The sequence below is a fragment of the Pseudomonas sp. AN3A02 genome, assembly GCF_011765255.1.
In the GTDB taxonomy this organism is placed as follows: domain Bacteria; phylum Pseudomonadota; class Gammaproteobacteria; order Pseudomonadales; family Pseudomonadaceae; genus Aquipseudomonas.
On record NZ_JAARNI010000005.1, the window covers coordinates 45733 to 61218 of the forward strand.

Sequence of the window (15486 nt, forward strand, 5' to 3'; positions counted from 1 at the left end):
CGGGGCCTTAGCTGAAAAAAGCAGCGTCATAGGGTGAAGGTGAAGCGTTCTTCGCCACGGGCGAGGATCACCTGGTTGTTCTCGATGCGTTCCAGTACCCAGTTGTCGGCCAGGGCCGCGCCGGGGTACAGGCGCTTGCCGCTGTCGTTGATCACATAGGGATGAGTGCCGAACCACACCGCCTGAAAGCGCACCCGGGGTCGGGCCGCATCCGCACGCACCGCGACCCGCGGGTTGAGCACAATCTGCTGGCCATAACGCTGGTCGAAGGCTTGTTGCAAGGCCACCCACTGGGGCTTCTGTGCCCGCTCGAAAGAGCCGACGGCATTGAGCTGGCCGTCGACGTCGCTGACCTTCACGGCGTCCAGGTGGGCGGCTTGTAATTGCCCTTCGAACCAGGCCTTGGCCTCGGCACGGGAAGGCTTGGCTGCGGTTTTTTCGGTGACCGGCTGTACGGCTTGCGCTTGCGGTGGATCGTTGCGAAATGCCAAGGCACCTGCGCACACGAACAGCAAGGCGCTGGCGATGATCCACGGGGTGAATGTGCGTGTTGCCACAAGCGGTTTTTCAGAGCTGCCCGGCAGCACCAGGCTCACACCCGCCGTGCCGATGCGCAGTTGCAGCGGCAGCCGCGCGCGATGGCCGCTGCCTTGGGGAATACGGATATCACCGGCAGTGCCAGTGATCAGGACATCACCGCCAAGGGCTTCGACGGCCACCTGTGCACCTTCAAAACGCAGGCGCAGATGCAGCTCGGCGATTCCGGGATCGCTGAGCAGAAGGTCGGCAGCCAGCGCGGCGCCAAGGGTGTAGACCGGCTGGTCGAGCATCAGGGAACTGCCCTGGTGCAAACCGTGGGTCACGAGCAGGGTCGGCGCGCCGTTCGCGGCGGGCAGGCCCAGGGAAATCAAGGCTGTCATGGTTGGGTTTGCCCCCTTGAGAATCACAGGTCGCAACCACACCTGTGCCGATCAACAACGGTGCAACGGGGTAACGCAGGTATACGGGCAGCGCCGGCGCTGCCCGTATGGCGAATCAGTTCTGCGGACGCTGTTTGGTGGCGTCGAGCTCTGCTTTTTTCGCGGTGCTGATCTCGGTGATCTTGGCCGACTTCTCGATGGCCATGTTGAAAGTTGCTTCCATCTTCGCGATAGCGTCGTCGGCGCCGCCTGCACTTACTGGTGGAGTAGTAGCCATGTTCAATCTCCTTGCATCGATAGGGAAGTTAAGCCGCATGCAAACCGAACCGAACTCCCAGCGTCAGACAATGAGTTGGCAATGCAGCTGTCGGTTTGCATGGGACCCATACTACTCACGAATAAAACGCCTTCGCTGTGAAAGCTTGTGAAACGTTCGCGGTGGGCGCTGTGAAAAATCCGGCTCAACCTGCCGTTGAGAAAATCTCATCCCCAGGCGAGCGTGGAACTTTTGTTAAAAATCCAATACATGAAGAAACCCAATGATTACGGGGCCTTTCGCTTAATCATGAACGGTTTTGAACAATGCGGAAGCCAATAACGCCAGGGCAAAAACGTTGACTACCCAACAATTTATGAAAATAACGCAAACAACTTCACACTTTTACCTAATAGCCAATTGCCCAACTTTGCAGATATTGCCATTTGTAACAAAAGCGACTTGATCATCGCGTTTGATAGCTCGGCGCGGGCTTGTTCAATAACACTTCGCAACTTTCGCCCGCCCCAGTTAGTGCACTTGCACTAAATATCGATTGATATAAGACAACTTCCAGGTGATCTATGACTGCGATCCCGAATGGCCTTGATCCTGCTGACAACAAGGGCCCGGATGGCTCCCGGAGCACGTTCGAAAAAGCCCTGTTCACCGCCGTCGACCGGCCGGTATTCGACCCCTCGAAAATCCGCGGCCCGTCCATCCCGCTGCCTTACCAGAACGTGCAGGCACCGGTGAACAACAGCATCACCTACACCCCGCTGGGCAGCGACAAGCCGGTGACCCTCAAGCAGGTCGACAACCCCCGGCTGTTTGAGCAATTGGTCAACCAGTACAACGCGCAGCAAAGCGACGCGACGCTTGAGAAGAACCTGGCTGACAGCAAAAGCGCCGGCTACAAGGAGGCCGACGCCAGCACCGTGGCGCCCGGCTTGGGCAATTACAAGGCGATCGGCAGTACCACGGAATTGGGCCCGGGGTTGATCCGCTACGAGACCAGCGCCGGCGACAAAATCGTGGTCAGCCAGAAGGAAACGCCCGCGCTGTTCGCTCAGGTCAGCGGCGATTCGGCCAAGCTCTTCGCGATCAACGCCAGCCAGTCCGAGGGCTACCGCCTGGCCGGCCCCACCGAAACCATGGACCCGGCCGCGAAGATCGGCCCGCCCGAGGAAGTCGGTCCAGGCCTGATTCGCTATACCACCGCCGCAGGCGAAAAGGTGATCGTGTCCCAGGACATCACCCCCGCGCTGTACGACCAGGTGGCCAAACTGTATGCCGGCAGCACCGGCGCCGCGGGTGCCTCGGACACGTCCTGGATCGACACGTCGTCGTTCGGCGTATCCGGCGCCAAGGACTGGGACACCATCACCGGCAACACCAGCGGCACGCCGACCAAGGAAGAACTCGACCTGAACCGGCCGAAGGCGGCCGCGCAATTGCTCTCGCAAAACTGGGACGCCTGGGGCCTGCACGGCGCGCCGATCGACTTCGCCAACCCGCCGACGACCCTGCCGCCCGAAGCCCAGGCCGTGCTCAAGTACGTGGCCAGCAGCCCGAGCCTGATGGCCGCGCTGGACACCGGCGGGCGCGGCAAGGCCGACAACGTGATCACCCATTCGGACGTCGACCACTTCATCGACAACGCCGGCAAGGACCTCGGCGCCGCGTCGAAATCCTATGGCAGTTTCCTCGGCAGCCACCCCGGCGACCTGGCCAAGGCCAACGCCAAGTCGGCGGCGATCCTGATGGCCAACGAGAGCCTGGCTGCCGGCGCGGGTCCGGCGATGCGCCCCGGTGACGCCAACCAGCGCAGCAACGACGGCATGCTGCGCACCGACAACCTGCAAGCCTTGGGCAGCGATTCGGCACTGAGTACCGAGCTGACCGGCGCGGCGGCCATGTGGTCCAGACCCGGGATGTTCCATGCCCTGGAAACCGGTGGCGACAACCCGGCCACCGGCAAGTCGGACGGCATCGGCACCCGCGACAACATCGGCGCCTGGCTGGAAAAACAGGCACCGAAAACCGACAGCGACACCCTGACCTTCCTCGACGGTGCCGCCACCCGGGATGCCGTCGCCGGCGTCGACACCTCGGGCCTGACCGCCGACATCCTGGCCAACCCGCAGAACTACAGCGGCGAACAGAAAGCCGCAGTACTGGTGCAACTCACCGATGCGCAAACCCGCCTGCTGGTGAGCGACTACGTACCCCACTCCGGGCTGATGGACAAGTACACCTCGCCCCACTACGGCCTCAACCCCAACGAAGACAAGATCAAGGCGCAGCTGCAAAGCGGCATCGAAACCCTCTCGGCCGATCCGGACGTGCAAGGCTTCCTGCAAAACAATCGCGGCCCGGCACTGGCCGACATCGTCGACAGCAACCCGAGCCTGAAAGTCGCGATGCAGGACTACTACACCAATAGCATCGAGACCGGCAAAAACCTCAACGACAACCTCAACGCCAAGGACCAGAACGGCAAGCAGATCGACATGGGCATGGGCCTGCAAAACGCGGCCAACGACACCACCATCGCCAACCTGGCGCTGGGGGGCAACGGCCACGTGGACCTGACCGGCATCGCCGACAAGGCCGGGCAAAGCGACAACGTCCAGCAGTATTACAAGACCGAACTGGTGACCGGCAAAGCCTTCACCGACGCGGTGGCCGGTGGCATGGACCCGACCGTCGCGGCCAGCAGCTTCGCCGCCAGCACTGCCTCGGCCCAGGCCTTCCTCGGCGACAAAGCCTCAGCAGAGGACGCCGCCACCTTGCAGGTGAACTTCAACGAAGCGCTTGGCGATGCGCTGCTCGGCGGCGCCACCACCGACACCCTGAACATCACTTTGGGGGACGGCAAGGGCAACTTCGACGAAGCCAAAGTCACCGCGGCGATCAACGACGCCCAGCAGAAAGACCCGCAGATGTTCGTCACCTCGGACGGCGGCAAGATCGACCCGGCGCAAGTGGTGTCGATGCTGCGTTCGGTATGGGACATCGGGCGTCAGGGCGACAAGATCGCCGACGCATTGCCCAAGGCCATCGAAGGCATGAAGTTCGGCGACGTCAGCCCGGCGTTCAAGCAAGGCCTGCTGCACATCGGCAGTGCGGTGTTGATGAGCGGCGTGCTGATGGCCCGTTCGGCCAGCGGCAGCAACACGCCGGTGGCGGACGCGAACCGGGTATCCGCCGGCCTGCAATTTGCCGGGTTGTTGATGGAGGGTGGCACCAAATACGCCAAGGAGGCGGGTTACGGCATCACGTGGGTCAATCGTCCGGACGGCGGCACCATCGGTGACTTCCCCGGCAAGGTGCCCGTGGGCAAGGGCCCGCTGAGTCCGCAGCAAATCGCCAATCTCGGTGCGGTCGGGAAGATTATCGGCTCGGCGGGCGGGATTATCGGCGGCGTGATCGGGGTGATTGGCGGTGTCGACTCGTTGAAAAAAGGTGATTACCTGAGCGGCAGTTTCTCGGTGGCCACCGGTGTGCTGGGCACGGGTGCGGCGGTGGCCGGATTGGTGGAGGCCGGGGCCGGGTTGTATGGCGCTACGGAAATCGGCGCGGTGGCCGGGACCATCAGCGGCATCCTCGGTGGGGCTACGGCGATTCTCGGCGGGATCGGCAGCGCCTTCCTGCCCTTCGCCCTGGCCGATGCTCATGGCAAGGCGCAGGACGCGTTCTATGGGCAGCTTGTGCCGGTGCTCAAGCAATATGGTTTGACTGGCGGGCCGACGGAACCGGGCGATTATCCGGAAGATCCGATCCCGGCGATCAACACCTGAACCTTCTTTGCAGCCTTGCGTGAAAGGGAGGCGCGTGGGGCTGTGTCTTGAACGAGCATAAAGGTTAATCACATGACGTATTCACAACGCAGCCGACTTGAAGACAGCGCTTTTGAAATTCACTTTGGGCCTTATCGCCTGCTGCCCAAACGTCATCTGCTGCTGAAAAACGGTGAGCCGGTGAGTTTGGGGAATCGGGCCCTGACGTTGCTGATTGCCCTCGCCTCCCGGCCTGGTGAGCTGTTGGAGAAGACCCAATTGCTGGACATCGCCTGGCCACGGTTGGTGGTGGAGGAATGCAACCTGCGGGCGCAGATCAAGGCGATCCGCCGGGCGTTGGGGGATGAAGATTCGGTGTATATCGCGACGGCGACGGGCCAGGGGTATCGGTTTGTCGCGCCGACCTGGGTTGAGCGTGAGGCGCTGAAAAAGCCCGTGGTGTTGGGGGTTTATAGCTGTCGGCGTTGTTTGGGGGGTGATTTGGATCGGGGGCATATCCAGTATTTGGGTAACGGCTGATAGGGGTTCCGCTCTTACAGCGGGTCACTTTTGAAAGGAGCCCAAAAGTAACCAAAAGGCTCTTGCCCCACCACTCGGCACCTCGCTTAGGCTCGGTGTGCCCTCAGCTCCGGCAGCACGAAGCGGGCCGCCGCGACGGGGCGTCCCTGCCCCGTCGCGGCTAAACCGGCGTCCTGCCGGTTTACCCGCTCCGTACTACCTGCGTTCGGCCAGCGTGGTTTAACGGGGCGCCTAAGATCAAGATCAAAAGCAGATCAAGGGCACAGCGGCCTACCGGCCGGCTTGAGTGTGGTGGAGCAACAGCAATAGCAAGATCAGAAGCTAAAGCGGGCACGGTCCAAATGTGGGAGCGGGCTTGCTCGCGAAGGTCGTTAACGATGACGTGGGCATCCTGATTCAACGCGGCGGTCTCAGGTTTTTCGCGAGCAAGCTCGCTCCTACAGAAAAGCAGCTCTGCTTTCGCTCTGGATCTTGCCTCTGCTTCTAACACTCAAGCCGGCCGGTAGGCCGCTGTGCTCTTGCTTTTGATTTTGATCTGACTGCCCCATTCAGCCCGAGGCCGAACGCAGGTATTGCGGAGCGGGTAAACCGGCAGGACGCCGGTTTAGCCGCGCCGGGCCATGGATGGCCCGTCGCGGCGGCCCGCGGAGTAATGCCGGAGTGAGGGAACACCGAGCCTAGGCGAGGTGCCGACAGGCGGGGCAGAGCGTTTTGGTTACTTTTGCGCTTTTCAAAAGTGACCCGCTGTAAGAGCGGAACCATAAGTAGCCGTTACCTAAATAACGGATATGTACCCAATCAAACCACCACAGCCTGCCGCACCTGCTTCTCCAGTTCAGCCTTCAACCCAGGCTCCAACTTAAGCTGCCGCGCCAACTCATCGAGATACGACTTCTCCATGAAGTTCTCCTCATCCACCAACATCACACTGGCGATATACATCTCGGCAGCCAACTCCGGAGTGCTGGCAGCCCTAGCCACATCTGCCGGATCAAGAGGCTTGTTCAGCTCAGCATGTAACCACTGCTGCAACTCACGATCACTGTCCAGCTTCAAAAACTCCCCTTCGATCAACGCCCGCTCCCGCTCATCCACATGCCCGTCAGCCTTGGCCGCCGCCACCAACGCCTTCAAAATCCCCTGGCTATGCTGCTCGACTTGCGCCGGCGGCAGGCGGTCGATGGTCTGCGGCTCGCCCTGAGGCGCATTGGCCTGCTGCGCCTGCCAGTTGCCATACGCCTTGTAGGCAATCACCCCCAGCGCCGCCAACCCACCGTAGGTCAGCGCCTTACCGCCAAACTTGCGGGCTTTCTTGTTGCCCATCAACAGGCCCATGGCACCAGCCGCGAGGGCCCCACCACCGGCACCGCCGAGCAAGCTACCCAACCCGCCGCCGCCCAGCAGGCCGCCAAGGGCACCTTTGTCATCTGACTTGCGCTGCCCGCCAGCCTTGTTCTGCAACATGTCCTGCCCGGATTTGAGCAGTTGATCGAGCAATCCACGGGTATTCATTCACAGCCTCCAGAAACTAGGGTTCACAGGACCAATAGGCTCCCAGCGTAAAACTAAGTGCCAAAAACCCCCGATCTAGAGTGCTTCCAGATGTAACGCGCTTACCCCTCAATTAAAACGATATACACTCGAACAAATCTATAAAAACACCCCACTGGTAATTCCAGCATGATGACCTTGCGTCAGATCCGTCACTTTATCGCCGTGGCCGAGACCGGCTCGATCTCCGCCGCCGCCCAGACCGCCTTCATCTCCCAGTCCACCCTGACCCTGGCGATCCAGCAACTGGAACAGGAAATCGGCGTCAACCTGTTCAACCGCCACGCCAAGGGCATGACCCTGACCCACCAGGGCCACCAGTTCCTGCGCCAGGCGCACCTGATCCTTGCCACCGTCGACAACGCCAAGCGCAGCCTGCAACAGAGCACCGATCAGGTCGCCGGGCAATTGATCATCGGCGTGACCAGCCTGGTCGCCGGCTACTACCTGGCGGATTTGCTCACGCGTTTCCAGCGCGCCTACCCCAATGTCGAAATCCGCGTAATGGAAGACGAACGCCCCTATATCGAACACTTGCTGGTCAGCGGTGAAATCGACGTTGGCGTGCTGATCCTCTCCAACCTCGAAGACCGCCACGCCCTGCAAACCGAAGTGCTCACCCACTCGCCCCATCGTTTATGGCTGCCCGCCCAGCACCCGCTGCTGGAACACGACAGCATCAACCTCGCCGACGTTGCCCGCGAACCGCTGATTCAACTGAACGTCGATGAAATGGGCCACAACGCCCAACGCATGTGGACCGGCGCCGGGCTGCAACCCCGCGTCACCTTGCGCACCGCCTCGACGGAAGCCGTACGAAGCCTGGTGGCCGCCGGCCTCGGCGTGTCGATCCAGCCGGACATGACCTACCGCCCCTGGTCCCTGGAAGGCGACATTATCGAAGCCCGGCCGATTGCCGACCTTAGCCAAACCCTCGACGTGGGCCTGGCCTGGCGCCGGGGCACGGCGCGCCCGGCGTTGGTGGACCCGTTCCTGACGGTAGCCCGTGAACAGCCCCACCCACGCAAGCCATCTATTTAATCGAATGCTGCTTTCAGTATTTAGTATTTGTTGACCTCGCGCCTGACCTCTAGTCTCTGCTCATCCCATAAGAGAAGGTCAGGCGCCTCGTAAGAGAACAGCCATGACCACACAAGAAAAGAGATCGCGAAAAATGTCTGGCGCGCCCACACCGCTGCTCACTGCGTTGCTGATCGACGGCGAACTGGTCGCAGGCGAAGGTTTTGTCGAGCCGATCATCAACCCGGCCACCGGCGAAATCCTCACGCATATCGCCGAGGCCAGCACCGAACAGGTTGAAGCCGCGATTCTCGCCGCCCACCGCGCCTTTGCCGGTTGGTCACGGACCACGCCCCAACAGCGCTCGAACATTCTCCTGGGCATCGCCGATGCCATCGAAAAACAAGCCGACTACCTCGCCCGCCTGGAATCGCTGAACTGCGGCAAACCGTTGCACCTGGCGCGCCAGGACGATTTGAGTGCCACTGTCGATGTGTTCCGCTTCTTTGCCGGTGCCGTGCGCTGCCAGACCGGGCAGCTCAGCGGTGAATACCTGCCGGGCTACACCAGCATGGTGCGCCGCGACCCGATTGGCGTGGTCGCCTCGATTGCGCCCTGGAATTACCCGCTGATGATGGCCGCCTGGAAGATCGCCCCGGCCCTGGCCGCCGGCAATACCCTGGTGTTCAAGCCTTCGGAACATACGCCACTGTCGATCCTGGCCCTGGCGCCCGTGCTGAGCCAGCTGTTGCCGCGCGGGGTGATCAACATCCTGTGTGGCGGCGGCGAAGGCGTCGGCAGCCATTTGGTCAGCCACCCGAAGGTGCGCATGGTGTCGTTGACCGGCGATATCGTCACCGGGCAAAAAATCCTCCAGGCCGCCTCCAAGACCCTCAAGCGCACCCACTTGGAACTGGGCGGCAAGGCTCCAGTGATCGTGTGTAACGACGCCGACCTGCAAGCCGTGGTCGAAGGCGTGCGCGCCTACGGGTATTACAACGCCGGCCAGGACTGCACCGCCGCGTGCCGCATCTACGCCCAGGCGGGCATTCACGACAAGTTGGTGGCCGACCTCGGCGCCGCCGTCAGCAGCCTGCGGTTTGCCGGCAAGCGCGATGCCGACAACGAACTCGGCCCGCTGATCAGCACGCGCCAGCGCGACCGGGTGGCCAGTTTTGTCGAACGCGCCCTCGGCCAGCCACATATCGAACGCATCACCGGCGCCGCCGTGCATTCCGGTGCCGGCTTCTTCTACCAGCCAACCTTGCTGGCCGGTTGTAAACAGAATGATGAAATCGTGCAGCGCGAAGTGTTCGGCCCGGTGGTCACCGTGACCCGCTTCGACGAGCTGGAGCAGGCCGTGGACTGGGCCAACGACTCGGAATACGGCCTGGCCTCCTCCGTCTGGACCCAGAACCTGGACAAGGCCATGCAGGTGGCGTCGCGCCTGCAATACGGCTGCACCTGGATCAACAGCCATTTCATGCTGGTCAGCGAAATGCCCCACGGCGGCTTGAAGCGTTCGGGGTATGGGAAAGATCTGTCCAGTGATTCGCTTCAGGACTACAGCGTGGTGCGGCACATCATGGCGCGCCACGGCCAGCATCTTTAAAACAACAACTACGCTCTCGCATCACCTGCTGCAAAAACTGCCCCGACCATAATTAAAGAAGAGGGAACCCCCATGTCTGCGCACAAGACCGCACTGCTCAGTGCCCTGACCACCGCGCTGCTGGCCAGTGTCAGTATCCAGGCCGCCGAACCGCTCAAGGCGGTCGGCGCCGGCGAAGGCCAGTTGGATATCGTCGCCTGGCCCGGCTATATCGAACGTGGCGAAAGCGACAAGAACTACGACTGGGTCACCGGTTTCGAAAAAGAGACCGGCTGCAAGGTCAACGTCAAGACCGCCGCCACCTCTGACGAGATGGTGAGCTTGATGGCCAAGGGCGGCTACGACCTGGTCACCGCGTCGGGCGATGCCTCGCTGCGCCTGATCGGCGGCAAGCGCGTGCAGCCGATCAACACCTCGCTAATTCCCAACTGGAAGAACATCGACCCGCGCCTCAAAGATGCGCCGTGGTATGTCGTCGGCCAGCAAACGTACGGCACGCCGTACCAATGGGGCCCGAACGTGTTGATGTACAACACCAACGTGTTCAAGACCGCGCCCACCAGCTGGAACGTGGTGTTTGAAGCGCAGAACCTGCCGGACGGCAAGCCAAACAAAGGCCGTGTGCAGGCCTATGACGGCCCGATCTACATCGCCGATGCGGCTTTGTACCTCAAGGCTACCAAGCCGGAACTGGGCATCCAGAGCCCGTACGAACTGACCGAAACCCAGTACAAGGCCGTGCTCGACCTGTTGCGCGCCCAGCAACCGTTGATCCACCGCTACTGGCATGACACCACCGTGCAAATGAGTGACTTCAAGAACGAAGGCGTGGTGGCGTCCAGCGCGTGGCCGTACCAGGTCAACGGCCTGGTCAACGAGAAACAGCCGATTGCCTCGACCATTCCGAAGGAAGGCGCTACCGGCTGGGCGGACACCACCATGTTGCACGCCGAAGCCAAGCACCCGAACTGTGCCTATAAGTGGATGGATTGGTCTCTGCAGCCGAAGGTCCAGGGTGACGTGGCCTCGTGGTTCGGTTCGTTGCCGGCGGTTCCCGCTGCGTGCAAGGAGAGCGAATTGCTCGGCGCAGAGGGTTGCAAGACCAACGGTTTCGACCAGTTCGAGAAGATCGCCTTCTGGAAAACCCCGCAGGCTGAAGGCGGCAAGTTTGTGCCGTATAGCCGCTGGACCCAGGATTACATCGCGATCATGGGCGGCCGCTAGCCCGCCCTAGTTGATCGTTCCCACGCTCCGCGTGGGAATGCAGCCCTGGACGCTCCGCGTCCGCTTTTAACGTCGTGACGCAGAGCGTCACAGGAGGCGTTCCCACGCTGAGCGTGGGAACGATCACCTCTACCTCCGATTTAATTTTCACAAGACGCGCCTTTTTTGGAGCACCGCACGATGACGCTTGCAGTCCAATTCACCCACGTTTCCCGTCAGTTCGGCGAAGTGAAAGCCGTTGACCGGGTTTCCATCGATATCCAGGACGGCGAGTTCTTTTCCATGCTCGGCCCTTCCGGCTCGGGCAAAACCACGTGCCTGCGCCTGATCGCCGGTTTCGAGCAGCCGAGTGCCGGCTCCATCCGCATTCACGGTGAAGAAGCCGCCGGTTTGCCGCCCTATCAACGCGACGTGAACACCGTGTTCCAGGATTACGCGCTGTTCCCCCACATGAACGTGCGGGACAACGTGGCCTACGGCCTGAAAGTCAAAGGCGTGGGCAAGACCGAACGCCTTGACCGTGCCGAAGAAGCCCTGGGCATGGTTGCCCTCGGCGGCTACGGCGACCGCAAGCCGGTGCAACTCTCTGGCGGCCAGCGTCAACGGGTGGCCTTGGCCCGTGCGCTGGTCAATCGTCCTCGTGTGCTGCTGCTCGATGAGCCCTTGGGCGCTCTGGACCTGAAGCTGCGCGAGCAGATGCAAAGCGAACTGAAGAAGTTGCAGCGCCAGCTCGGCATCACTTTCATCTTCGTCACCCACGACCAGACCGAAGCGCTGTCAATGTCCGACCGCGTGGCGGTGTTCAACAAAGGCCGTATCGAACAGGTCGACACCCCGCGCAACCTGTACATGAAGCCCGCCACCACCTTCGTCGCAGAGTTTGTCGGCACCTCCAACGTGATTCGCGGCGAGCTGGCGCAACGCTTGAGCGGCAACCCGCAGCCGTTCTCGATCCGCCCGGAACACGTGCGTTTCGCCGAAGGCCCGCTGGGCAGTGGCGAAATAGAAGTCAGCGGCCTGCTGCACGATATCCAGTACCAGGGCAGCGCCACCCGCTACGAACTGAAACTGGAAAACGGCCAGGCCCTGAACATCAGCCAGGCCAACAATCAATGGCTGGACACCACCGCCGGGCATCAGGTCGGCCAGTCCATCACCGCGCGCTGGGCGCGGGAAGCCATGACGCCGTTGACCGACATCGCAGGCGAGGTGTGACATGAGCCTGGCCCTGTCCCAACCCCCGATGCGCAGGTTTTCCAACCTGCTGTACAAGAAGCCCAACCTGTACCTGTCGTTGCTGCTGGTGCCGCCGCTGATCTGGTTCGGTGCGATCTACCTGGGTTCGCTGCTGACCTTGCTGTGGCAAGGCTTCTATACGTTTGATGACTTCACCATGGCGGTCACGCCGGACCTGACCCTGGCCAACTTCGCCGCCCTGTTCCAGCCATCGAACTTCGACATCATCGTGCGCACCTTGAGCATGGCGATTGTGGTGTCGATCGCCAGTGCCGTGGTGGCCTTCCCCATCGCCTATTACATGGCGCGCTACACCACGGGCAAGACCAAGGCGTTTTTCTACATCGCGGTGATGATGCCGATGTGGGCCAGCTACATCGTCAAGGCCTACGCCTGGACCCTGCTGCTGGCCAAGGGCGGCGTGGCGCAGTGGTTCGTGCAGCACCTGGGCCTGGAGCCGGCGCTGCAATTCATCATGGGCATTCCCGGCGTGGGCGGCAGCACCTTGAGCACCTCGCACCTGGGGCGGTTCATGGTGTTTGTGTACATCTGGCTGCCGTTCATGATTTTGCCGATCCAGGCCTCGCTTGAACGCCTGCCGCCGTCGTTGCTGCAAGCCTCGGCCGACCTCGGCGCCAAGCCGCGCCAGACCTTCATGCAAGTGATTTTGCCGCTGTCGGTGCCGGGGATTGCGGCGGGTTCGATCTTCACCTTCTCGCTGACCCTGGGGGACTTCATCGTGCCGCAACTGGTGGGCCCGCCGGGTTACTTCGTCGGCGGCATGGTCTACGCCCAGCAAGGCGCTATCGGCAACATGCCCATGGCCGCTGCATTCACCTTGGTGCCGATCGTGCTGATCGCGGTTTACCTGTCCATCGTCAAACGTCTGGGGGCCTTCGATGCACTCTGAAAAAGCCTCACTCAGTTTAAAAATCGCGGCTTGGGGTGGGTTGGTTTTCCTGCACTTCCCGATCCTGATCATCTTCCTCTACGCCTTCAACACCGAAGAGGCAGCCTTCAGCTTTCCACCCCAGGGCTTCACCCTGAAGTGGTTCAGCGTGGCCTTCTCGCGGCCGGACGTGCTGGAAGCCATCAAGCTGTCGCTGCAAATCGCCGCCATCGCCACGCTGATTGCGATGGTGCTCGGCACCCTGGCGTCGGCGGCGTTGTATCGCCGGGAGTTCTTCGGCAAGCAAGGCATCTCGCTGATGCTGATCCTGCCGATTGCACTGCCGGGGATCATCACCGGTATCGCGTTGCTGGCGACCTTCAAGACCCTGGGGATTGAACCGGGGATGTTCACCATCATCGTCGGCCACGCCACCTTCTGCGTGGTGATCGTCTACAACAACGTGATCGCGCGCTTGCGCCGCACTTCCCACAGCCTGATCGAAGCCTCGATGGACCTCGGTGCCGACGGCTGGCAGACCTTCCGCTACATCATCATGCCCAACCTCGGCTCGGCGTTGCTGGCCGGCGGCATGCTGGCGTTTGCGCTGTCGTTCGACGAAATCATCGTCACCACCTTCACCGCCGGCCACGAGCGCACCTTGCCGCTGTGGCTGCTCAACCAGTTGAGCCGGCCACGGGATGTGCCGGTGACCAACGTGGTGGCGATGCTGGTGATGATCGTGACGATGTTCCCGATTCTGGGTGCCTATTACCTGACCCGCGGCGGCGAAAGCGTGGCCGGTAGTGGCGGTAAATAACTGACAACACATTGCCACTGAAGGAATGAGATTCAAATGTGGGAGCGGGCTTGCTCGCGAAAGCGGTGTATCAGTCACGTGATGTATCAACTGAAAGACCGCATTCGCGAGCAAGCCCGCTCCCACACTTGAACCGGTTTCGGCAGGGGAAACGATGCAGCTTTAAGAGGACTGAACCATGCAAACCAAACTGCTGATCAACGGCCATCTGGTCGAAGGTGAAGGCCCGGCGCAGCCGGTGTTCAACCCGGCGTTGGGCCGGGTGCTGGTGGAGATCAAGGAAGCCAGCGGAGCCCAGGTCGACGCCGCCGTGCGCGCCGCCGACAGCGCCTTTGAAGGCTGGTCGCAAACTCCGCCGAAAGACCGCTCGCTGCTGCTGCTGAAACTCGCCGACGCCATCGAAGCCCACGGCGAAGAGCTGGCCAAGCTGGAGTCGGACAACTGCGGCAAACCCTACAGCGCCGCGCTGAACGACGAGATCCCGGCAGTGGCCGATGTGTTCCGTTTCTTCGCCGGCGCCAGCCGCTGCATGAGTGGTTCGGCCGGCGGTGAATACCTGCCGGGGCACACCTCGATGATCCGCCGCGACCCGGTGGGCGTCATTGCCTCCATCGCGCCGTGGAACTACCCGCTGATGATGGTCGCCTGGAAAATCGCTCCGGCGCTGGCCGCCGGTAATACCGTGGTGCTCAAGCCGTCGGAACAAACCCCGCTGACCGCGTTGCGCCTGGTGGAACTGGCCGCTGAAATTTTCCCGGCCGGTGTGCTCAACCTGGTGTTTGGTCGTGGGCCAACCGTTGGCAGCCCGCTGGTGAATCATCCGAAAGTGCGCATGGTGTCGCTGACCGGTTCGATTGCCACCGGTGCCAATATCATTTCCAGCACCGCCGACAGCGTCAAACGCATGCACATGGAACTGGGCGGCAAGGCGCCGGTGATCATCTTCAACGACGCCGATATCGACGCGGCCGTGGAAGGCATCCGTACCTTCGGTTTCTACAACGCTGGCCAGGATTGCACCGCTGCGTGCCGGATTTATGCACAGGCCGATATCTACGATGCGTTTGTCGAGAAGCTCGGCGCGGCAGTCGCCAGCATCAAATACGGTTTGCAGGATGATCCGGAGACCGAACTGGGCCCGCTGATCACCGCGCAGCATCGCGACCGTGTGGCCGGGTTTGTGGAGCGTGCCGTGGCGCAATCCCATATCCGCCTGGTGACCGGCGGCAAGGCGGTGGAAGGCAACGGGTTCTTCTTTGAGCCCACCGTGCTGGCCGACGCGCAGCAGGACGATGAGATCGTGCGCCGCGAAGTGTTCGGGCCGGTGGTGTCGGTGACCAAATTCAACGACGAGGCCCAGGTATTGGGCTGGGCCAATGACTCGGACTACGGCCTGGCGTCGTCGGTCTGGACCGCCGACGTCGGCCGCGCCCACCGCCTGGCTGCGCGCTTGCAGTACGGCTGCACCTGGGTGAACACCCACTTCATGCTGGTCAGCGAAATGCCTCATGGCGGTCAGAAACTGTCCGGCTATGGCAAGGACATGTCCATGTACGGCCTGGAGGACTACACCACCGTTCGCCATGTGATGTTCAAGCACTGACACCCTTTACCCCTGTGGAGCGGGCTCACTGTG

Annotated in this window: 12 protein-coding genes; 9 read left to right on the plus strand and 3 right to left on the minus strand. The window is 61.8% G+C overall.

The annotated features are described in order from the left end of the window. Window positions 1-26: 26 nt before the first annotated feature. Together HBJ59_RS19580 and HBJ59_RS19585 are read right to left on the minus strand one after the other, a co-directional pair. The gene (locus tag HBJ59_RS19580; protein ID WP_076014156.1) at window positions 27-920 is read right to left on the minus strand and encodes an FHA domain-containing protein; all 894 of its coding nucleotides are present in this window, start codon (window positions 918-920) and stop codon (window positions 27-29) included. A gap of 115 nt (window positions 921-1035) precedes the next feature. Continuing rightward, window positions 1036-1197 carry a hypothetical protein gene (locus tag HBJ59_RS19585; protein WP_003207273.1) on the minus strand — a complete coding sequence of 54 codons (162 nt, stop codon included), beginning with the start codon at window positions 1195-1197 and terminating at the stop codon, window positions 1036-1038. Window positions 1198-1760: 563 nt separating this feature from the next. Between HBJ59_RS19585 and HBJ59_RS19590 the strand changes: the two genes are divergently transcribed. Continuing rightward, a complete protein-coding gene (locus tag HBJ59_RS19590) occupies window positions 1761-4979 on the plus strand; it encodes a type III effector HrpK domain-containing protein (protein ID WP_167664492.1) in 3219 nt (1072 codons plus the stop codon). Window positions 4980-5051: 72 nt separating this feature from the next. Beyond that, entirely contained in the window at window positions 5052-5498 is a 447-nt protein-coding gene (locus tag HBJ59_RS19595; protein ID WP_167664493.1) for a winged helix-turn-helix domain-containing protein, read from the plus strand. A gap of 798 nt (window positions 5499-6296) precedes the next feature. On the opposite strand, the gene HBJ59_RS19600 is transcribed toward HBJ59_RS19595, so the two are convergent. After that, complete coding sequence (locus HBJ59_RS19600; RefSeq protein ID WP_076017495.1) at window positions 6297-7010, minus strand: tellurite resistance TerB family protein; 714 nt, start codon at window positions 7008-7010, stop codon at window positions 6297-6299. Between the two features lie 168 nt (window positions 7011-7178). Between HBJ59_RS19600 and HBJ59_RS19605 the strand changes: the two genes are divergently transcribed. The 7 genes from HBJ59_RS19605 to HBJ59_RS19640 all read left to right on the plus strand — a co-directional run bounded on the left by HBJ59_RS19605 (window position 7179) and on the right by HBJ59_RS19640 (window position 15453). Beyond that, complete coding sequence (locus HBJ59_RS19605; RefSeq protein ID WP_003209548.1) at window positions 7179-8090, plus strand: LysR family transcriptional regulator; 912 nt, start codon at window positions 7179-7181, stop codon at window positions 8088-8090. A gap of 133 nt (window positions 8091-8223) precedes the next feature. Beyond that, window positions 8224-9681: a gamma-aminobutyraldehyde dehydrogenase gene (locus HBJ59_RS19610; protein WP_172834529.1), complete on the plus strand. Its 1458-nt coding sequence runs from the start codon at window positions 8224-8226 to the stop codon at window positions 9679-9681. Between the two features lie 72 nt (window positions 9682-9753). Beyond that, the gene (gene ydcS, locus HBJ59_RS19615; protein WP_076017496.1) at window positions 9754-10905 is read left to right on the plus strand and encodes a putative ABC transporter substrate-binding protein YdcS; all 1152 of its coding nucleotides are present in this window, start codon (window positions 9754-9756) and stop codon (window positions 10903-10905) included. A gap of 180 nt (window positions 10906-11085) precedes the next feature. Continuing rightward, window positions 11086-12120, plus strand: a complete 1035-nt coding sequence (locus tag HBJ59_RS19625; RefSeq protein WP_167664494.1) for an ABC transporter ATP-binding protein — start codon at window positions 11086-11088, stop codon at window positions 12118-12120. A 1-nt stretch (window position 12121) separates the two neighbouring features. Continuing rightward, window positions 12122-13051, plus strand: coding sequence for an ABC transporter permease (locus HBJ59_RS19630; RefSeq protein WP_076017498.1), 930 nt, complete (start codon window positions 12122-12124; stop codon window positions 13049-13051). Continuing rightward, the gene (locus HBJ59_RS19635; RefSeq protein WP_003209553.1) at window positions 13041-13850 is read left to right on the plus strand and encodes an ABC transporter permease; all 810 of its coding nucleotides are present in this window, start codon (window positions 13041-13043) and stop codon (window positions 13848-13850) included. The genes HBJ59_RS19630 and HBJ59_RS19635 overlap by 11 nt, the downstream gene beginning before the upstream one ends. A gap of 178 nt (window positions 13851-14028) precedes the next feature. Further along, window positions 14029-15453, plus strand: a complete 1425-nt coding sequence (locus HBJ59_RS19640) for a gamma-aminobutyraldehyde dehydrogenase (RefSeq protein WP_167664495.1) — start codon at window positions 14029-14031, stop codon at window positions 15451-15453. Window positions 15454-15486 lie beyond the last annotated feature (33 nt).